Raw genomic sequence first — 21,283 nt, forward strand, 5'->3', positions numbered from 1 at the left:
ACCCAAATATACTATGTATGATATTAGCACTCAGAAGAAATACGAGTATTAATATCAGATGCTATCAGTATTTGATAGTACGAACCGTATATAAATTTATTTTAGTCACTAGTTTTCATCAGGTAAATAAACATGGCTCAGACACCTCGTTCGCCGAATGCAGATAACTCGATGCAAGCGCTTAAGCAATATGGCAGCTATACTATTACTGCTATTTTATTGGCACTAGCTGGCTACTTTGGCTGGACCTATTGGCAAGACAACCACGCGCGGGTAGACACGGTCGCCGCCGACCATTATGCCGATATTCAACGGCTAAATGAAGAGGTGAGCTTGGCAGCGCAAAACCCAGATCTAGAAGCAGAGGCACTGACCGCACTTACGAACAGTCGTACGCAGCTCAGCAAGGATATTGATGCGCTTGTTAGCACTCATGGCGACTCTATATATGCATGGCAAGCGCTAATGATAAAAGCACGCTCACAAGTCGATAGTGATGATTTTTCTGGTGCGGTTGAGAGCTTTAAAAAAGCATTAGCAATCGATTTGGGTGATGCCGGTTTAAACGCTATTACCCGTTTGCGGTATGCAGAAACCTTACTGGCCTCGGGCGATGCTGATGCCGCGTTAGCGGAAGCCAATAACGATCTACCAAGCTCATTTGAAGCCAGTCAGCAAGAAGTCTTAGGTGACATTTATTTGGCAAAATCCGATAAAAAGGCGGCTATTCAAGCTTATAATAATGCTTGGGAATTGCTACGTAAACGTCAAGAAACCCGTGCCGTGCTAGCCTTAAAAATGGAAAGCCTTGGGACTATCCCTGAGCCTATCAGTGAGCCAGCAGCACTTATTCGAGCGTCTACTGTCCCGCAACAGCCGTTAGCCATTGATGATGCCACAGAAAGTGTGGCAGACGATGATGCTGGTAATGCTGCAAACTAAGCTTAATTTGGCAAACTAAGTTACCAGCTAAAATAGCTCAGATTACTTGTTATTATGTTTTAGATAGTATGTTAAGCAAGGTCTGAAGCTGAGCCGCGCAGTAAGTTGGTAGGATACTACTAAGTCATAGTACTGATAAGTTATAGTGCTGATTCGGGCTGCTGTCTGCTTGTTATTTACCGTTTGGTTATTTACTGATAGTCCATTTAATAATCGTTAATTTATTCGTAGTGAGAACATATAATGACCCGATCTATTCGCTCCAGTAAAATGATAAAAGGTAGAACCATCAAAGCGACTGTCATGAATGTGGCGGTATTGGCGCTAATGACCACTGCTGTCGTTGGGTGTAACCGGGGTATTAAGCCGGTCGTTAATGATCCTGTGAAACTGGTCCAGATTGCACAACCTGTGAGCGTGCTACAGCCAGTCTTTAGTGTGGATGTTGGTAATAAAAAAGCCAGTAAAAAAGATCCGCTTAGTCTGCAGGTTGGTTATAACACTACGCAAATAGTTATCGCATCACGTGGCGGTGATTTGACGGGTTTTGATAAAGCGGGTCAGCCTTTATGGTCACTTAATGTTGGTGATCAAATCACCGGTGGCGTCGCCTTAGATTCTCTAAGTCAGACCGCTATCGTGAGTACGCGCAGCGGCCAAGTGCTCGCCTTTGATAGTGCCACTGGTGCCAAACGCTGGCAGCAGCAGCTATCAGGTTCGGTGTTAACGCCTGCATTAATTAGTAATAACCGAGTTATTTTGTCCGCTAACAATGGCTTTTTGCACGGCTTGTCGCTACAAAATGGTCAGTCAATATGGCAGTTTGCCACTCAGACACCGGCCATTAGTATTCGCGGTGCTGCCGAGCCGACCTTATTAGATGATAGAACTGCTCTATTAGCAACTGCCGATGGACGCTTACATGCTATTACCACTGATAGTGGTTTACCACAGTGGTCAAGACGCATTGGGGTAGGTGCGGGTAGCAGTGAAGTCGAGCGCATGAGTGATGTCGACGGCATGCCTACTGTTGATAACAACCAACTGTTTGCTATTAGCTACAGTGGCCAGCTGCTTGGGATTGATTTAGCATCGCGGCAGGTAATGTTTCTTAACGAGCTTGCCAGTCTTAAAGCGCTTGCGGTGAATAGTACACAAGTTATTGCCACCAGCTTAGAAGGCAAAGTCGTTGCCTATGACCGTAACAATGGTCAGGTATCATGGGAAAGTGAAGCCTTGGCTTATCGCGATTTGACCAATCCAGTAATGATCGGTAATTATATTGCAATTGGTGATCTGGATGGCGTCGTCCATTTATTCGACCCTGTAGCTGGTAATATCGTGAGCCGTGTGCAGACCAAAGGTCCGCTGACTAATCTACAAGTTCAAGGTAGCCGCTTGATAACCCAAAGCACCTCAGGGCAGGTGGCCATTTGGCAGTTGGCTCGCTAGGTGTTTTACGACTAAAACGCTTAACGAATCAGTATTAATTAATAGCAACTTTACGGGATATAAACGCTGCTTGTTCAGCGTTTAACGCCTTGTGCAAATCGCTTGTTTAAACATTTAGTTTCGCGTAGTCTATGCGCCCTTAACAAATTTAACGTTTATTAACCATTGATCAAATATTTACAGTTGAATTAGTATTAAATCAAATTAATATATTAATCAACAATTTAGTAGCCGGCTCTATTTAGAATATTAATGTTATTTATACTATTAATATTCTATTATCACTATCATCCATTTAAGTTTGCAGTAATATAAAGCATATTTGCTTTAGTCATTGTCCGTCACTGCAAATCATTGAGAGTAACGCATGAGTATCAAGCCTGTGGTCGCTTTAATCGGCCGCCCAAATGTCGGTAAATCTACCTTATTCAATCAGTTCACCAAAAGTCGGCAGGCCTTAGTTGCCGATCTATCTGGTCTGACCCGTGATCGTCAATATGGTGATGCTGAATATGAAGGCAAAGCATTTATCGTTGTAGATACTGGTGGCATTGGTGAAGCGGACGATGGCAGGGGCGACATTGACGACTACATGTCTGAGCAGTCGCATACCGCGATTCATGAAGCAGATATTATTGTCTTTGTAGTCGATGCCCGCGTCGGCTTGATTGGTGCCGATGCTGAAATTGGCAAGTTTTTGCACACACTAGGCAAGCCGGTATATGTGGTTGCCAATAAGGTTGATGGCGCCCATGACTCTGCGCCTGCTGAGTTTTACGCATTAGGCTTAGGTGAGCCGTATCCGATGGCGGCCAGCCACGGTCGCGGTGTTGGTAACCTGCTCGAAGTTTTAACTGCGGATATGCCAGAGCAAGACAATACACAAGAGCCAAGTGGCCTAAAACTGGCCATTATCGGCCGTCCGAACGTCGGTAAATCAACGCTAGTAAATCGTCTGTTAGGCGAAGACCGAGTGGTGGTGTTCGATATGCCAGGCACAACGCGCGATAGTATTTATATTCCTTATCAGCGTAACGGCAAAGACTACGTACTGATTGATACCGCTGGAGTACGTCGCCGTGGCAAAATTGATGAAAAAGTAGAAAAGTTCTCCGTTATTAAGACCTTGCAAGCGATTGAAGACTCAAACGTCACTGTTATTGTGATTGATGCTCAAGAAGGTATCGTTGATCAAGATTTACATATGATTGGTTACGCGCTTGATGCTGGCCGCGCACTAGTCGTCGCGATCAATAAGTGGGATGGTTTAAGCTCTGATCAAAAAGATTTTATTAAGATAGAAATGGATCGTCGTTTTAACTTTATTTCGTATGTCAAAGTTCATATGATATCTGCATTGCACGGCACGAATGTGGGCAACTTATACCCCTCAATCCTACGTGCTTATGAGTCTTCGATGTTCGAAGTGTCAACCAACCATTTGACCCAAATTTTGCAAGATGCGGTTACTGCGAGCCCACCGCCGACAGTTGGTGGTCGCCGTATTAAACTGCGTTACGCGCATATCGGTGGTCATAATCCACCGGTGATTGTTATTCATGGTAACCAAACGGGATCGCTACCTAAGAGCTATCAGCGCTACCTTGAAAATCAATTCCGTCAAGTGTTTAAGCTTGAGGGTACGCCGCTTAATGTGATCTTTAAGCTCAACGAAAATCCATATGCCAGCAAAAGTGACACCCCGACCAAAGCAAAGGCCCAACAGCTGCGTCAGCGCGGGCGCAATCGGGCACAAAAATTCACCACTAAAGATAAAAAGCCTCGTTAGATAGTATTTTTCATTAATTCTATTAATACAATAATGTATCACTAACGGCAAGGCTAATAAATACCCTTAAAATTATCAAGTTAAGAAAAAACTGCGGTGATGGCAGTATCTAGCATCACCGTAAAGTGTTGCAAAATAAATAAATGATTGACGCAGTTATTAGATACTATGACTAAAAGCTGCCCTACATTGATTGAGTGACATGAGCCCAAGCCCTATTAGAACCATGCCCAAGACTATCAGGCGCGCTGTTATACAAGCCATCACTGTGGGGGTTTTGTCGGCTTTTTTAATGTCCTTTGTTTATGGTTTTGTTTACCACTATCAACAAAAACGTCTACACATCGAGCAATTATCCGCATTACTCGCCAATAGCGCTTCAACGCCCAACGGTGCTAACTTAGTTGCTAGACAAGTCAGTACCTTATTAGATGACGATCCTACTTTACAAAGCATTGTGTTTTATTCAACCGATCATCCTATCGTTAATCTTGACGAAGCCACTACTGAGGTCGTCAGTGGTGATTGGTATGACGCTCTATTTGCAGACACTATCAGTTTTAATCAGGCAGTAACCAGTCGCTACTTTGACGGCAGTAGTATTCAACGGGCCAACTCTAGCCAACAGCTTATTGACACCTCCTCTATCAGTGATGTAGAAATACAATCGTCTGCACGCCAGTTTTCTGCTCGCAATACTTTAGTTGGCTATATCGATATCACCTTAGATATTAACAGACTGCGTTGGCAGTGGCTATTCCTGAGTCTATTACCCTGGCTTGCGACTGTGGCTTTCACTGTTCTTATTGTTTGGTTTATTTTGCGTAAACTTTACTGGCCGAATAAAGATATTATTGAGCTGGCTAAGGTATGTGAAGTGGCCACTAACAATCCGAAGTTGCAGCAGCTACCAGCTATTCAGCAGTATTTTGATTTCCAAGAGTTAATAGGTATTAAAAAAGCATTCATTATCTTATTTGATCGTCTACAGCAGGCGAAGACAAACTATGAAGCGCTTGCGGTCTTTGAGCATCAGCTACATAACAAGGATCTATCACTTAATCTGCAGCGCTATAATTTTCAAGGCATGATTACTCATGAGTTAAGAACCTCATTAAATGCCATTGTCGGTGGCCTACAGCTGCTAGATCACCAAAGCTTAAATATAGAGCAAAAAGATGCTTTGGCTATCGTTCGTAAAGGCAGTCAACAGTTAGTGCGAACGCTGGAGCAGATTATTCAGCTGAATAAGATCGAAAAAGGTCAAGTTAGCATTAACTTAAGTGAGTTCAACCCGCTACAACTGATTGCCGATCTCCTTGCAGAATATGAGCCAATTGGCCAAAAAGAAGGTTTAGAGCTGATCAGTCATATCCATCATATCGATTATATACTGGAGGGTGATGCGGCAAAAATCCAGCAAATTTTATCTTCACTGCTTGATAATGCTATTAAATTTACTCCGTCAGGGCAAGTCACTATTAAGTCGCAACTGACCCATTTTCACGAAAGTAATCGCTGGCAGATTAGCGTAACAGATACCGGTATCGGTATTGCAGACAATCATCTAGAAGATATTTTCAATCCGTTTTTTCAAGTAGATTCATCGCAAACCCGTGCCTATGAAGGTACCGGTATAGGCTTGTCAGTCGTTAAACAAATGGCCCAACTGATTGGTGCAGCTATTGAGGTTGACAGCACACCAGGCGTCGGTAGTCAGTTTACAGTTATTATTCCTCTGCGCAATCAGGACCAGGTGCGACAGCAGTATGTACTCGCCGGCCTGGTTATGGTTTATTACTACTATCATGAGATAGGATTTATGGTTGACGAGTTACGGCGTCTTGGTGCTACCGTCACTTGTCAGCAGTATGACCAATCAATTATTGAACAGATAAGTACCATAAAAATGGATATGGTGATGTTTGCAGAGGATATCCTACCTGAGCAGGCCGCAACGTTAGCAAGGCACATTCGTGAGCACGAAACAGCGCATCGTGCTTTATTGATTTATTGGTATCCCCAGCACCAAACGCATTATTCAGACAGCATCGAGCATGGACTGAAAGCGGCGGGTGTCGACTACTGTCATAATGCTATTCGTGATGACCAAGTACTCAGTAAACAGCTAAAGGATTGGATGGTTTGACTTCCTCCGCTCTCTAAATGGAGCGGGTTCCTACTGCTATAGTTAAAACACCTTAAAATGCGACGGTACTGCTGGTGTAAGCGTTTTGCAGCCTCTGTCTGCGTAGGCACAGCAAGCAAGAACAACGTATGCCAGCAGTAGGTTCTGTATCGACATTACTTTTCATTGACTATAAACGCTCAAGCGCGAGCGCGAGAATATTCTTAGCCGCATTAATATAACGGTCATGAGTGACACCGCACCCGCAAGAAAAATAATAAAATATCATCATAAAAAAACGCCCAATACGAGGGCGTTTTTTTATGGTTGAGCAGCATTATTAACCGCTTATTTTACTAGAACAAGTTTTGTGCCCAGCGTACGACATGTTGCCACATCCGGCTCATAAAGCCTGATTGCTTGACATCATTAGTAGCAATAATAGGGACTGATGCGACCGCTTTGCCATCAATGACGGCCATCATCTTGCCAATCTGTTGGCCTTTTTCGATAGGGGCCTCTATGCTGTCAGGAATATCAATGACGGTAGTGATTTTACTTTTCTGGGTTTTGCTAGTGAGTACCTGTAAGTGGCCTCCTGTCGCCAGTTCCACCTCATCGGCTTCGCCAAACCATACCGGTAGCTTACTAACAAACTGTCCTGATGGGGCTTTAGTAACGGTGGTGAAATGACCAAAGCCCCAGTTAAGTAGTTCGCGCGACTGATCAGCACGCGCTTGCATACTTTCTGTGCCCATGATTACAGAAATTAGACGCATATCGTCACGATTGCTAGAGGCAACCAGGCAGTAGCCAGCCGCATCAGTATGCCCTGTTTTTAGCCCGTCGACCGTAGAGTCAGTGGCGAGTAGGGCGTTGCGGTTACCTTGGGTAATGCCATTATAGGTAAATTCTTTTTCTGCATAAATACTGTAGTAATCACCACTGTTTTTGATGATAGCTCGTGCCAGTATGGCCAAATCTAAAGCGGAGGCTTCGTGACCTTGATCAGGCATGCCGGTGGAGTTTATGAAATTAGTATTCTTCATACCCAGCTTTTGTGCCTGCTCGTTCATCAATATCGCAAATGAGCTTTCGCTACCAGCGATGTGCTCAGCCATTGCTTTTGAGGCATCATTGCCGGACTGAATGATAATGCCGCGTAGCATATCGATAACGCTGGCGGTTTTATTAACCGGTACATACATACAAGACTGACTGCTACTGCCACGACACCAAGCGTTCTCACTCATGAGCACTTGGTCGTCTTCCTTAAGATCCCCTGAAGCTAAGCGCTGCTCAATGATGTAACTGGTCATCATTTTAGTTAGTGAGGCTGGTGGTAGAGGTTGGTTAGCATTTTTTTGCGCTAATATTTCTCCAGTATTATAATCCATTAATACATAGGCAGTATTGTCCATCTCAGGTGGTTGTATAGCAGCGCTCGCCATCACCGCACTCATAGAAATACTCACACCAATTGCCAGTTGTACAAACTGCTGTTTTACACGCTTTACTATCATATATTGTTACACCACATCATGAAACCAAATGCATCTATCGCCTCATACATCATCCCGAACCTCATTCCGTGTTTTAAACACCGCGTCTTAAACAGGGTGCATGCAACATCTAGTCTTGAAGGTCGCATTTCGAAATTTAATCTTGACCAGGACAACGATAACCAAGCGATGGACATAAAATTAACCCCCCATCTTAGCAAAATGCCAACCGATGGGGAAACAATAAATAAGATAAAGTCAGGCTTTGATAGAAAGAGAATAGCAGGCGGATAGAAGATCAAAAAAATGCTTAAAAATAATGCGCACAATAGTACTTTTTTATAGCACGAAAAAACTTGCTGCGCCGCTCGCGAAGATACGCGGGGCTACAGCAAGCTATATACAGATAACAATAAAATCTAAATGGAGCGTTTTAAGCCTTTACTGGTTATTCTTAAGTCATTACTACATTTACAAAGCCGTTATAAAAACCATAATTGATAACGTTGATTTATTATTGTCGCTAATTTCAATCTTTTGTATCAACGCCATTTTTGCCTAAGCCAATCGTATAACATTTATGTCAACAAGCTTGTTTTAATCAACAAGCCTAGGCCAATCAATCCACCTATGCTACTAGTACCACTACTAGTACCGCTAGTATTCTGCATTTGCTAGATCTTCGCACAATGCTTTGTTCTCTTGTTTAGAGAACTTCATTGTCCAGCTGCGAATACCCTGTAGAATCTGGCGATAATCCTGCTGCGTTGATAAATACTGAATAGCGGCTTTTGGGTCTTCTAACGAGGGCATTAGCTCATGCAGTTGCACCGTATAAGATTTATAGAATCGCTGCTTTTGTTTGCCATAAAGCATGGGTGGGCAAATCTCCGACAACACTTGCATAACCGCGATCTCATGCTTGGTTATATTCATACCGGACATATCGAGTGGTATAGTGGTTGCTGGGTTACTAGCAGCATTGGCCGTTTGGGACAGCATGGCAGCTGATGTTATCAGTCCAGCAAAACCGACTTTTGAAGCGAACTTTGCTATGGTAGAAGCTATAGATAATATCGATTGATTTTTCATTAAGTATCACACTCGCTTATCTTCATTTAATGGTCATATGGTAATAGTTAAAAAAACAAAAGTCACATAAAATATTGCGTCGTGTGTGGCTATATTGTGACCTGTGGGCGTTTTACAGCAACATATCAGCAGTATCCATTCATAAGTTACGTCAGCCTAAAAGTATGATTTAACATTGTTATCATTTATTGCTTATTGTAACAGGATATTTCAAATACTAACCAATAATCATAATAATAAAACCGACTGCTAAGTAAATCAGAGGTCAAGAGTTAGTTCGTGCCTGCAGATTATTAGGGTATACTCGACTGCAATCTTATAATGTCTTAACTTATCGCGTCTTAACTTATCGCGTCGTAACCATGCGGTTCTATTTAAATTGGCGTTGTTATCTTTCACCTTTCATATTAACTGCTACTTTTTATTATGATCAAAACTATTTATAGTAGTAGCGTTTTATAGCAGTAGAGCTGTCGCCTCGTGTCGCCCACCGATTATCTCTGACTCGCTAAGATTTACACTATGCTCGTATGATAGCGATATATGAAGACAACAATGCCATAGCCAAAGATAAGAATCTGCCGATGGTATGAGTAATCATCATAATAGAGACAAAAGAGCGTTTGAAAATTCGCTAGCTGTCATAATAAAGTGCTAGTACCGTTAAGTAGTAAAGGTGTAATACCCAGCGTTTATTATAGCAATTCTATAGTAGCAAGGTGCTCAGATAGACGGATGGTTATACCAGTAGATAAGCGGTTAAATATGAGTATATTGAGTAGAAATGAATTTTTAATTAGTAATGATGATGGGATACTGGCCATTGCTACTTCGTTGGTCGGTGGTGCAATAATAGGCAATGGGCAGGACGACAGCAGTCATTATCAAGTAGCAGCCAATGAGATCGTCAAGATTTTGACCGAAACATCTATATTAGAAGTGCTCAAAAGTTTGCCCTATCATGTATTAAACGTTAATATTCCTGATGTAAAAAATGCCGATAGTATCAAAGGTCGTAAGATTACCAGTCTGGGGCACAGTCAGATAGCTCGTCCTGTGCATCATGTGATTGACCCGCGTGGGCGCGATGCCTACTGGTTGTCTTTACGCAAAAGTCAGAAAGCGTTGCCAACAGAGAGCATAGGCGAGTATTGTTTGTCGCCAACACCAGCCATTGAAGATGCAAATGAGTCAGCGTTAACCAAATAGGCTGATGCGTCAGCTATATATACTGACGATCAAGCGGTCGCAGCCGGTTATATTAGCTTGTCGCCAGTGCGACTACATCATACGCCAACGGCTACCCTTGCTAGGCTTTCAGCATTGACGCTATGAAGACATAATAACAAAAGCTACCATAATAAAGATCACAGTAAAAATAATAGTAACCTTGTAACTAGCATTATAAGTGGCCACTAATTATATTACAAAGTAACACCAACCATAGAGTGATAATGGCAGTGGCTGCACATATACGACTGTATATATAGGACCGTCCACACAATAGAGCCTTTATGACTGTACATATGCGCTCTTAAGTCGTACACCAACCCATAGGATACTTGTGAGTAACTTAAAAAATAGGAAACCTTATATGAAAAACCTGATGACTGGCTCTCAGCTAGCGACTGCCGCTTTGGTGGGCACCATGACAGTAGCGATGCTAACGATGGTAGGTTGCGCCACTAAACCCAGCTATCAATCGCCGACCCAAATGGGACCTAAAGTTACTACCAATGCTCAAGGTGTTCCTAATTATTATCTGGTAAAGCGTGGTGATACGGTCAGTCAAATTGCCTCGCGCTATAAATTAAATTATCGTCAAGTTGGGGCGTTTAATGGTTTAGATAGTAAATATACAATCTATAGTGGGCAATGGCTCAAGTTATGGGAGGGGAGCGAAGCAACCCCTGCACGTAACAATACTGACAACGCTGCTGCTAGTACGCCGGCACCAACATATACGCCGCCCGCCACTACCAACTCAAGTCCAGCGTACGAAGTGACTGCCAATTCGACCTCAGGCTACGAGTACCCCAGTCGCAACCAAGTGGTTCGTAACTTTGATGCGTCAACGGGCAACATGGGTATGTGGTTTGCCGGCAAAGAAGGTGATCCAATCGTTGCTAGTCAATCTGGAACGGTGCTTTATTCGGGTAACGGACTGCCAGAATATGGTAACTTAATCATGATTCGCCATAGTGAAAACTATATCACCGCCTACGCTCACAACAGTCAGTTGCTAGTCAAAGAGGGTGATCAGGTACAGCGTGCTCAGCGTATTGCCAGTATGGGTAGCTCTGGCCAAACCAATCAAGTTGGCTTAGAGTTTCAAGTGCGCCTAAATGGTAATCCTATTGATCCACGCGCAGTCTTAGGACGTTAAATATAATGCTGTTTTTTGATAACTGTACTAATTACTTTATTTATTAATACTTGAGGCCTTTTATGATATTAAAAAAACAATATATTGCCTTTTTGCCTACGTCACTTTTTGCTGTATTGATAGTAGGTTGTACAAGCCAGCAGGCCATCAAGAAGCCTAGTACACCAGTGCGTCAAGGTAGCGTTCAAATTACTCAGACTCAAACCATTCAAGTAAAGCCCATACCGAGTATAGTGACGCCCAAGCCTGTTCCGCAGCCAAGCTATAATAGTTTTTCGGACTGGAAGTCAGACTTCTCTATGCGTGCGATGTCATCAGGTTATGATGCTTCAGCTGTCCAGCGTCTGCTCGGGTCTGCTTATTTAAATCAACAGGTTATTTCATTAGATTCAGGTCAGCCAGAATTTTCTAAGATGCCGTGGGACTATGCGGATTCTGCGGTCTCAGATGGACGGGTTAGTACGGGTAAACGTAAATTTTCGGAGCAGCGTTCATACTTATTAGGTTTAGAATCGCAATATGGGGTCAATGCCGAAGTGATTGCTGCGATCTGGGGTATGGAGTCATCATACGGTGCTGTGACTGGGAGCAGCCATCTACCTAGTGCGCTTGCCACTCTTGCTTATGATGGTCGTCGCCAAGCGTTTGCCGAGACTCAGTTATTGTCCTTAATGACCCTGCTACAACGTGGTGATGTGTCTTGGTCACAGCTTGAAGGCTCTTGGGCAGGTGGCATGGGACAGACGCAATTTATCCCAGATACCTGGCTAAAACAGGGGGTAGATGGTGATGGTAATGGCCATCGTAATCCGTGGTCAACGGCTGATGCATTGGCCTCTACCGCCAACTATTTGAGTAACTCAGGTTGGGTTCGTGGTCTGGCACCGTTTTATGAAGTTACCTTGCCGGCCTCGTTCGACTACTCGATTGTTGATAGTAAGCAACCCGCGGCTAGATGGGCGTCTCTTGGTGTTGATACCATCGCTGACGTATTTTTAGATGCCAATACCCCAATGGAGCTTTGGCTTCCAGCTGGCAAAGATGGCCCAGCATTATTGTTAAGTCAGAACTTCGACGTTATCAAGGTCTATAACAATTCGTCTAGCTATGCGCTAGGAGTTAGCTTATTGGGTAAAGCCATCGCTGGACAAAGCGGACTGCAAAAGTCATGGCCACGCTATGAGCGTCCCTTATCAACCTCGCAAGTGACCAATTTACAGCAACGGCTGACCAATGCAGGCTACGACACTAAGGGTGCTGATGGCATCGTCGGTACTAATACTCGCAAAGCATTTCAGCGCTGGCAAGGGGACAATGGACAAACGCCGGATGGCTTTATCACCCAGCGTAGCGCGTTATCATTGGCATCATGGTGAAAAGGCTTGATACTTTTTAGATCTTTAATACGGCAGTTGCAATCAATAAGCGAGTTGCCAGTATTAGCGTTAACCATTAAAAATAGCAGACAAGGCTCAATTATTTTATAGTCAATCGTTAAAATAATGAGCAAAAAAAGCAGCAACTAAGAAATAGTAGGTGATAGACACCCTTGTTTCCTAATTGCTGCTTTATTACCCTAGGCTATGGGGTGTCGGCATGACCAACATTCACTTGGGTAGACAGCATACGACCCTTGGTCTCAGACTTGCGAGAGGCTTCATCCCAATCTGGTGCCGCGCACATAAACAGCGTTTTACCCTCTTTGCCACCCAAAGCGACGGCAAAGACACCTTCAGGGTCAGTATCTATTACTTCTAAAATCTCACCGCCTTCTGCCATACGCACGGCGCGATGGTTTATTGTGTCAGCAAACCATACCGCTCCTTCTGCATCTAAAGCCAAGCCATCTGGTAATATTTTAGCCTGACCTATACGGGAGCCGAGATTAGGCTCATCCCCTAATGCGCCAAAACTCGCAAAATCGCGTCTTTCGCCAAGAGAGCCATCTTCTTCGATATCGAATTGTGAAATTCTATTACCAAACAGCTCGTTGACGATTAAGGTCTTTTGATCGGCAGAGATAACCATACCGTTTGGAAAAGATAAGCCTTCGGCAACCACCTGTGAGCTACCGTCTACTTTGACCAGTATTAATGCGGCATCTTTATGATCAGCGCCACTCATCAAGTCAAAGCCAAAGTTGCCGACATAGGCATTACCATTTGGTGCTACCACCATATCATTGGTATGACCTGCACAATGATCCCAAATATCGGCATGCACGACCAACTCACCATGGCCTTCCAAGCGTAATACTTTACGGTCTTTCATGGATACGACTAGCATACGGCCATCCGGTAACCAGCCTAAACCGGAGGGTTGTTGCTCGACATGAACGATTTTCTCTGCCACACCCTGGTCGTTCACCCGGTAGACGCCTTGAGTATAAAAATCGACAAACCATAAGGCACCTTTATGCCAGCGAGGGCCTTCTAAATAATGAAAGCCATCAACAACCACACTTATTTCATATTTCGACATAATTTTTGACATAATAATCTTCCTTGATTAATAATGGTTTTGTCAGGTCATGATTTTAGCAAATAGTCTTAATGAATGCCGCTACTTATTAGAGTATTTCTTTATAAATGGCAGTCACATCTCCTAAGGTCATATCTCTAGGGTTGGTGGCAATGAGTCGTGCATAAGTATTGATGACGATATCCGCTAGATCGGGAATATCTTCTTCCATAATATCCAGTTCACTCAAACGGTATTTCAGACCACTCATCTCTAAAAACTTTTTTAATTGCTCAATAAAGCGTTCTGCCGCGACTAAATCAGTCATATTAGAAATCTGAGTTGGCATGACGACTCTGGCTAATTCTGCGTACATGGATGCTGCTTCTGGCAAATTAAAAGTAAATACCGGACACATCACTAGCGCATTAGCGTGTCCATGGGGAATATGGAAATTAATACTAAGCGGATAAGATAACCCGTGAACCGCAGCTACCGAAGAATTGACAAATGCTATGCCTGCTAGAGTCGAGCCTAATAGCATCTCGGCACGGGCTTCAAGATCATCACCTTGCTCAAGTACCCGTTCAAAGTTATTCCATAGCATCTGCAACCCTTTAGCGGCCATCGCATCTGAAATAGGATTCTTTTTAGTACGGCTGGTATAAGCTTCAATACAATGTACCATCGCATCAAGTGCGGTTGCAGCAGTGATATGCTGAGGTAGCTTGAGCGTTAGGGTGGCATCTAGAATGGCGACATCGGGTAATATTTTGGGGGTATAAATGGCCTTTTTACTACCATCTTTAGCCGTGATTACCGATACAAAGGTGGCCTCGGCCCCTGTGCCTGCAGTAGTGGGTATTGCGAATAGCGGTAACTTCTTAAAATCACTCAAATCAAGATCTAAAATATCGTTGACTGATTCGAAATCATTGGGATATAAAGCAACGATTTTTGCGGTATCAATAGAGCTGCCACCACCCAAACCGATGACTAAGTCACATTGATTGGCTCTAGCAAGTTCAATAGCGTTATTAACCACTTCAATAGGGGGATCAGCAACGACCTCATTAAAGATAACTACCTGAACGCCAGCGTCTTGCAATGACCGTTGCGCAATATCGTCATAACCCAGCTGAGAAATTCCAGCATCGGTGATAATGATGGCCGATGTGGCACAGTACTGCTTAGCTAATGCGCCTAATTTTTGGCGCATACTATCAGTTTCGCTGATGATATGCCCATTGGTATAAAACTCAATTCCTATCATACGGCTCTTCCTTGTATAGTCCTCTTAGTCTATCAGTTATCAATAAAACTATGTAAATACGCTGCTTGTTATATAGATATGAGTTTCTTATGACTGAGTCAATACTCATTTATACTGGATTTTTATGAGTCTACTTGAGTTGGCTTGGTAAAGTAAATATTAAGTCTATATTCCATAAATGACGACGCAGCATTCGTCTGCGCCGTTATCGACCCCTAGACGCAGCAGATCAGCAATCCGCCATAGTGTATTCTCATGGTGGCGATAGTGCTGGCGGCAATTTGGCAGCTGTGGTGGCGCAGCAGACCAAATTTGACCAAGATTCACCCATGCTACAACTGTTATGGGTACCTTGGGTTGATATGAGTACAGAGCGGTCGTCTTATGATTTATTTGGTGATGGCTTCTTTCTGGATCGCTCACAAGCCCGTTGGTACATTGACCATTATATAAATAATGAGAGCAATAAGGTTGATCCACTCGCGTCACCTTTATTTGGTGATGTCAGTGACGTTGCACCGGCGGTAATACTGGTGGCAGGCTTTGATGTACTTAGAGATGAGGGTATTGAGTACGCACAAAAACTTAAAGACGCTGGTGTCGACACTGAGCTAAAAATCTACGAAACTCTACCGCATCCCTTTATGAATATGGCAGGGGAAATAGACGACGCAAGAGTAGCGTTTTCAGAGGCTGCAAAGATACTGAAAGAGAGATTGTCGGATGGCCGTAAAGCTATGAAATAACCCACAACCAACATAAGACAGTCTATATCTTTAATCAGATCATAAAATGCTCGTTAAAATCAATAAAGTATATAAAATACTTATAAACTGCCCAGTGTTTTACGCAACACATTCGAGCTTAACGGGTCAATTTATCACTCTCCTTAAACTATGCTCACGCTTATTTCTAATCGGCCGTCTTATAAACCCTTATGATACCAAATTCATTTACTCGCTCTATTAATGCCTTGATAACGATGCTAGTCATCATATTGCACGGTCTCACTGCCTGGGCTGTAGTATCTATGGCTAGTCTGGCACGTCCCGAGATAAAAACAGTTGAGCTTAAACCGATTCAACTAGAGCTAGTTACCTTGGCGACATCGCCTATTAAAGACTCTCTTGCTAAAGACTCTCTTGCTGAAAAACCTTTCTACTAAAAAACTTACGATATCCAACATAAATGAACAAAAGTTTAAATCATAAAACTAAGTGTTTATTACGTTATTCTAAATAATGATTTGTCTTTACGTTATTATAAAGTCGTTCATTTATATGCTGTAGCAGGCTTTAAAAAACCAACGTGACACACAGCCCCCGATTGTCTTCCCGATTGGCAGCCGTCAAGATAGAACCATGCATAAAAACATCGATACCTGCTTGCTCACAGATCGATTTAACTATCGACAGTCCTAACCCTGTCCCCTCTATGAATTCAGATTTGGTTGTCGCACTATCAGATCGCGTGAGACCAATATTGTTTAAGGTTTTTTCAACAGTACTACTGATCTGATTAAGTCTTACAAATGGCTCAAATGCATTTTTATACTCATCAGGGCGAATACCTGGGCCTGAATCCATGACTTGTAATACCAGCCTACCAGCAAGCCAACGGGGTAAATTATTTTGCTTTGTAAGTCCAATAATATGAGTGCCAAGGCTATATAGTAGACTAGTGTCGTGACGTCTGACTTCTTTCGCTGTTGCGCTAAATCGTGACAGTTTAACCGCTACTTGGCCGTTATCGGGAGTATAAACAATAGCGTTTTGGATAAGGTTTTTGACGAGCATTAACAAGGCAGTTTCATCCACGCTCACTTGTGCTGCCAATGTGGGAACGTCTGATAATTGGACAGTCAGTTCTATATTTTTATTATCAGCGATTGGCACTAATAGACCGATCACTTGTTCGACAATAGTTTTGATAGAGATTCGCTCATGCTTGGTATTATTGGTAATATTAATATTACCTGCTCGAGCGAGCGTTAGAAGCTGTTCGACCAATCGTTGATTGCGCTTCAGGCGGATGGCAAGCTTGTCTAAGCCTTCGGTCATGACCGCATCACTGGTCAGACGTTGTAACCGCTGTAGTTGTAAGGAAACTGCCGTTAGGGGAGAGCGCAGCTCGTGTGCGGCGTCAGCAATAAAACGTTGCTGACGTTCAATACTGATCTTCACTAGCGCTAATAGACGATTTAAAGATTCCGCTAAAGGTAATAGCTCAGTTGGCAAATTGCTAATAGATAAAGGATGCAGATCACTTTCTTGCCGCTTATTAATCTCAATCTGTAGTTGACGTACAGGTTTGAGCATCCGCCACATTATGAATGGTAATAGCAACATCAAAAATGTCATACCAACAATTAAAGGAAGAAAAGATTGCATAGCGCTGGATTTGGCCAGGTCTTCTTGAAACTCGGTACGCTGCCTCACGATGATAACCTGGTCTGCATTATTACTGCGATAGACGCGCCATACATGGTCATCTATCATTTTGGTACTGATGCCTACTGGTATCGAATCGAGATCGTCTAAAGTCAGATCATCAAAATCGTCATCGCTATGATCTTTGGAGGTACTGTCGTTATGCAATGAGTTGTAGGTTATTGGCGCTGTTATCGCCGTATTGATTACATCAACCGTGATACTGCCATCGTCTTCATCGGTATCAAAGTGGATGCTCGTTTCATGCAGCTGATTGGAATCAGACATGCCAATATCAAGCGTTTGTTCAAGTAACGCTGACATGCTCTTAAGGTTGTCGTCTTGGAACTCATTAATTTCTTTATAGCTGTACCAAAACCCATAGCCACCAGCGATTATCGCTAATAGTAACAGCGCTAAAACTGACCAAAAAATCAGCTGAAACTGCATAGATTTAAAGAGCTGGCGTATAGATGGCATAGTATGAGTCTTTGAAAGTAGTATAGGTTTTATAGGTAATAAAGGATAAATATCGTACAGCACCTGAGCGCATAGCTGCGCCTTTAAGACCTTCCTAATGACTGTATGCTGTGAAAGTATTGACTAACTATCCTTTGGCGTAATTACTTTGTTATTACTGATATACCAACCAAGTCCTCGTACGTTTTTAATTCTATTTTGTCCAAGTTTTTTTCTTAAGCTATGAATCAGAAACTCAACGGCATTACTTTCAACTTCACCACCCCAGCCATATAGCGAGTCCTCAAGCTCAGTTTTTGACATGACTTTTTCAGGTGACAGCATGAAGGTGGCGAGTAGCATATATTCTTTAGCAGTCAAATCGACAGGAATAGAGTCCATGGCGACTCGTTTATGGGCGGTATCTAGGTTTAAGTTGCCAACGGTGAGCTGATTGTCGGCTTTACCTTGAGCCCGACGAACCAGGACTCGCATTCGCGCAAAAATTTCTCCCAGCTCAAAAGGTTTGACCACATAGTCATCTGCCCCTGAATCAAGACCTGCAATACGGTCCTTTACCTCATCGCGAGCGGTAATGATCAACACAGGGGTGTCAATCTTAGCATCACGAATGGCGGTCAATACGCCCATACCATCGATTTCTGGTAGGCCCAAGTCCAATAATATAATGTCATAAGGCTGTACCTTTAGTGCCAGAATAGCCTGGCGGCCATCTTTGACCCAATCAACGATATAAGCTTCGTCGTGCAAAGCGTCGCTTAGACTCTCGCCAATCATTAAGTCGTCTTCGGCCAGTAACACGCGCATGGCAATTCCTTTATTTATGTGTCAACACTCATATCAATGCGTTACAGCGTTAATCTCACTGCTTGATATATTTGGTGGTCCATCTGCGTCCAGTATCTCAGTTTTTTAGTTTTTTAGTTTCGATATGCTAGAGATATGACTATAGTGACCTATTTATAGTAACGTTTTTAAACCAAAAAGCTCTAAACAATACCGTCGTATTGCTTAGAGCTTTTTATAAAGTATTAAAGGCAAGGTTCTGGCTGGCTATCTTAGTATTTATTATTTGCAGTGCTATTAGTCATCACTGTCTACTGCTTCGACTTGACTACGAATAATCTTGCCGGTCATGCTGTCAATAACTACTTTATGTACTTGATTGCCTTTAGCGACTTCAATCTTATAGGTAGGTTTGCCAAAATCTATGTCAAACTCTGCTTCAATCACTGTTCCATTGACGCTTTGGGTAGCCTTTTTTATCGCCTGGTTTAGACTAATTTTAGACTGTCTCATAGCGTTATATTCTGCTATATCTTCTTTATCAAGTTTGTCTTGCTTGTTTCTCGCCACCTTACCGGTATTTGCGTCGATTTTTACTTCATACTCAGTATTATTAGCGATAATTTTAACCTCGTATTTACCACCCGCTGCATGGTCATTTTGATCAAATTCTGCGCTGATGACATCACCTTTGACTGTTTTGTTGGCAATAACAATCGCTTGCTCAAGACTGACCTTACTTTGGGTCGCCGCCATTGCTTCACTGATCTGACTGTTTGACGTAGCTGCTTGTCCTACTGCGATCGTAGCGCTACCGATGCTGATAATGCTAAGTGCCATAATAATAGATTTGCTTAGGGTTGATAGCTTTTTCATGATGTCATCCTTTGTTGGGTATAAGCTCATTATACAGAGTAATACATAGCAGAGACTTAGCGCATATCAAACATTAAGTTAGCAGCTATATTTAACTGTCCAGAGTTTTAGCCGGTCAATGATCATGATATACGGATTAAGCTAAACCATCTAATATTGCTGTCTCTGATCATAGCGACCGATATCGAGGCTGTAGTTGCAGGTCTTGCCTTAAGTCTGTCGGCAATCAACGCTTATCTGATAGGTCTAACTGCCGCTATTTTGAAAAAGACACTTGCGAGCGCGCAAGCTATTGTCAATGACAGCAGCATTGATACTAGGGTATGACTAAAAAAATGGTCGCCAAAAAGCATTTTATACAGGCCCATCGTCCATCCTAAGACAGTGACTATTGCAAATATTTTATAGCGATGCTGTCGTAGTGTGGGTAAAAACGCTAACCCATATAAAGAAAACCCGGCGCTGGCATGAGCGGCTGGAAAGCACTTTGCTGGTGTCATAGCGACTATGTTTTGCCAGAGATTAAGGTAGGGCAAATCGCCACTAAAAAGAGTCAAGTGATTCGGGCAACTAACGTGAGTTACGCCTTTGAGCAGCGCAATAGTAGTAGGTACCATAATAATAGTGATTAACAGATAGCCTAGCTCTCGGCTAGACAATGCTGCGATTGGCTTAATAAAAAATGGCTCAGCATTCACAGTATCAGGATATCGGCTCTGCCAATACCGCCAAATTAAGGCCTGATAACGCCATTAACCATAAGATAAATAATAGCAATAACGCCAAAAACTGCGCGGCAGAACCCACGTCTTTGGCTATTTTAGCCAGTGGATGTTGGTCCGTTGAAGTATGGTCAACACTGGCTTCAAGCCCCGTGTTAAATAGCTCGACGATAAGTGATAAAAAAGAGGCGATTATTAACATCATTTTTATGCTGGTACCAAACGGTATGAATATAATCGGCATAAACAATACGAGATTAAGCCAAAAAACCTGTCTAAAAGCCGCTTCAAACTTGTAAGCGGCTTTAAAACCATCTACAGAGTAACCGGTAGCTTTTATAATACGAGAAAACCCTTTTTTGCCTTTAGCCTGACCGGCATAGCTATCGGGAGTAAGCAACTGATTGGCGGGCGTTTGGTTTGAAAGATCGCAATGGACCTGGTCGTTCGCAAGATTAATGGGATTAACTTTGCTCATATTGAATTCTCAATAGCTATTAATATCAAAGTATGCTGTAAATTTTGAATAGCGAAAAAATAATGCAACAAAAAATCAGGACACTGTTCTTATCAAACCAGTATAAGACAGGGCAGATTAAGAAAGCGTTAAGACAATATTGGTTCGTGGAAGCATAAAGCACTGTAAAACATGATGGTTATTAAACTAGAGACGTTTTTGATAGCGTCATTAATAAGCATTCCCATGTTAAACGCTACACATACAAAAAAGCAGTAATCGACACCTCGTCTATCATGGTATCGGCTACTGCTGTTCATTAAGGTTAAAATTATAGTTTAAGTGCGATCACCGATATCATTATTGTTGCAAGTATCGCAGTTGAGAGGAAGTCACTAGCTATAGTCGAGCTGATTTTAAAAGGACATAGTGCTGCTGATAAGAATTTTTTGTAGCCTCTGTCACGCTCACGAACAGCAAGAAAAAAAATATTAAGGGCACATTGCATC

Annotated in this window: 17 protein-coding genes; 8 read left to right on the forward strand and 9 right to left on the reverse strand. The window is 42.7% G+C overall.

Annotation, left to right across the window (positions count from 1 at the left end; translation table 11 throughout):
- The first annotated feature begins 132 nt into the window (after positions 1 to 132).
- The 4 genes from RCH20_RS07370 (at position 133) to RCH20_RS07385 (ending at position 6,332) form a co-directional block, all read left to right on the forward strand.
- The gene (locus RCH20_RS07370) at positions 133 to 942 is read left to right on the forward strand and encodes a YfgM family protein (RefSeq protein ID WP_327193114.1); all 810 of its coding nucleotides are present in this window, start codon (positions 133 to 135) and stop codon (positions 940 to 942) included.
- 243 nt (positions 943 to 1,185) lie between these two features.
- Positions 1,186 to 2,394, forward strand: a complete 1,209-nt coding sequence (gene bamB / locus RCH20_RS07375; protein WP_327193115.1) for an outer membrane protein assembly factor BamB — start codon at positions 1,186 to 1,188, stop codon at positions 2,392 to 2,394.
- A 367-nt stretch (positions 2,395 to 2,761) separates the two neighbouring features.
- Entirely contained in the window at positions 2,762 to 4,183 is a 1,422-nt protein-coding gene (gene der / locus RCH20_RS07380) for a ribosome biogenesis GTPase Der (RefSeq protein WP_327193116.1), read from the forward strand.
- Between the two features lie 202 nt (positions 4,184 to 4,385).
- The gene (locus RCH20_RS07385) at positions 4,386 to 6,332 is read left to right on the forward strand and encodes a sensor histidine kinase (RefSeq protein WP_327193117.1); all 1,947 of its coding nucleotides are present in this window, start codon (positions 4,386 to 4,388) and stop codon (positions 6,330 to 6,332) included.
- A 335-nt stretch (positions 6,333 to 6,667) separates the two neighbouring features.
- Here the strand turns inward: RCH20_RS07385 and RCH20_RS07390 are convergent, their stop codons facing one another.
- Both RCH20_RS07390 and RCH20_RS07395 read right to left on the reverse strand, forming a co-directional pair.
- Positions 6,668 to 7,834 (reverse strand): D-alanyl-D-alanine carboxypeptidase family protein, encoded by a 1,167-nt coding sequence (locus RCH20_RS07390; RefSeq protein WP_327193118.1) that lies wholly within the window; start codon positions 7,832 to 7,834, stop codon positions 6,668 to 6,670.
- Positions 7,835 to 8,470: 636 nt separating this feature from the next.
- Positions 8,471 to 8,905 carry an MCR_0457 family protein gene (locus RCH20_RS07395; RefSeq protein WP_209958173.1) on the reverse strand — a complete coding sequence of 145 codons (435 nt, stop codon included), beginning with the start codon at positions 8,903 to 8,905 and terminating at the stop codon, positions 8,471 to 8,473.
- A gap of 765 nt (positions 8,906 to 9,670) precedes the next feature.
- Between RCH20_RS07395 and RCH20_RS07400 the strand changes: the two genes are divergently transcribed.
- The 3 genes from RCH20_RS07400 (at position 9,671) to RCH20_RS07410 (ending at position 12,667) form a co-directional block, all read left to right on the forward strand.
- Positions 9,671 to 10,114, forward strand: a complete 444-nt coding sequence (locus RCH20_RS07400; RefSeq protein WP_327193119.1) for a 5'/3'-nucleotidase SurE — start codon at positions 9,671 to 9,673, stop codon at positions 10,112 to 10,114.
- A gap of 385 nt (positions 10,115 to 10,499) precedes the next feature.
- Positions 10,500 to 11,291, forward strand: a complete 792-nt coding sequence (locus tag RCH20_RS07405) for a peptidoglycan DD-metalloendopeptidase family protein (RefSeq protein ID WP_209958172.1) — start codon at positions 10,500 to 10,502, stop codon at positions 11,289 to 11,291.
- A 62-nt stretch (positions 11,292 to 11,353) separates the two neighbouring features.
- Complete coding sequence (locus RCH20_RS07410; protein WP_327193120.1) at positions 11,354 to 12,667, forward strand: lytic murein transglycosylase; 1,314 nt, start codon at positions 11,354 to 11,356, stop codon at positions 12,665 to 12,667.
- A gap of 205 nt (positions 12,668 to 12,872) precedes the next feature.
- Here the strand turns inward: RCH20_RS07410 and RCH20_RS07415 are convergent, their stop codons facing one another.
- Positions 12,873 to 13,784 (reverse strand): SMP-30/gluconolactonase/LRE family protein, encoded by a 912-nt coding sequence (locus tag RCH20_RS07415; protein ID WP_327193121.1) that lies wholly within the window; start codon positions 13,782 to 13,784, stop codon positions 12,873 to 12,875.
- A gap of 76 nt (positions 13,785 to 13,860) precedes the next feature.
- A complete protein-coding gene (locus RCH20_RS07420; RefSeq protein ID WP_327193122.1) occupies positions 13,861 to 15,024 on the reverse strand; it encodes an iron-containing alcohol dehydrogenase in 1,164 nt (387 codons plus the stop codon).
- 245 nt (positions 15,025 to 15,269) lie between these two features.
- Here RCH20_RS07420 and RCH20_RS07425 point away from each other — a divergent pair, with 245 nt between their 5' ends.
- Entirely contained in the window at positions 15,270 to 15,770 is a 501-nt protein-coding gene (locus RCH20_RS07425; protein WP_327193123.1) for an alpha/beta hydrolase fold domain-containing protein, read from the forward strand.
- 549 nt (positions 15,771 to 16,319) lie between these two features.
- Here the strand turns inward: RCH20_RS07425 and RCH20_RS07430 are convergent.
- The 5 genes from RCH20_RS07430 to RCH20_RS07450 all read right to left on the reverse strand — a co-directional run bounded on the left by RCH20_RS07430 (position 16,320) and on the right by RCH20_RS07450 (position 20,795).
- Positions 16,320 to 17,933 carry an ATP-binding protein gene (locus tag RCH20_RS07430; RefSeq protein WP_327193124.1) on the reverse strand — a complete coding sequence of 538 codons (1,614 nt, stop codon included), beginning with the start codon at positions 17,931 to 17,933 and terminating at the stop codon, positions 16,320 to 16,322.
- Positions 17,934 to 18,056: 123 nt separating this feature from the next.
- Positions 18,057 to 18,740: a response regulator gene (locus tag RCH20_RS07435; protein WP_327193125.1), complete on the reverse strand. Its 684-nt coding sequence runs from the start codon at positions 18,738 to 18,740 to the stop codon at positions 18,057 to 18,059.
- Positions 18,741 to 19,016: 276 nt separating this feature from the next.
- Positions 19,017 to 19,595, reverse strand: coding sequence for a PepSY domain-containing protein (locus tag RCH20_RS07440; protein WP_327193126.1), 579 nt, complete (start codon positions 19,593 to 19,595; stop codon positions 19,017 to 19,019).
- A gap of 233 nt (positions 19,596 to 19,828) precedes the next feature.
- A complete protein-coding gene (locus RCH20_RS07445; RefSeq protein WP_327193136.1) occupies positions 19,829 to 20,212 on the reverse strand; it encodes a phosphatase PAP2 family protein in 384 nt (127 codons plus the stop codon).
- A gap of 85 nt (positions 20,213 to 20,297) precedes the next feature.
- Positions 20,298 to 20,795: a diacylglycerol kinase gene (locus tag RCH20_RS07450; protein ID WP_327193127.1), complete on the reverse strand. Its 498-nt coding sequence runs from the start codon at positions 20,793 to 20,795 to the stop codon at positions 20,298 to 20,300.
- Positions 20,796 to 21,283 lie beyond the last annotated feature (488 nt).

The organism is Psychrobacter sp. PL15, assembly GCF_035984995.1.
In the GTDB taxonomy this organism is placed as follows: Bacteria; Pseudomonadota; Gammaproteobacteria; order Pseudomonadales; family Moraxellaceae; genus Psychrobacter.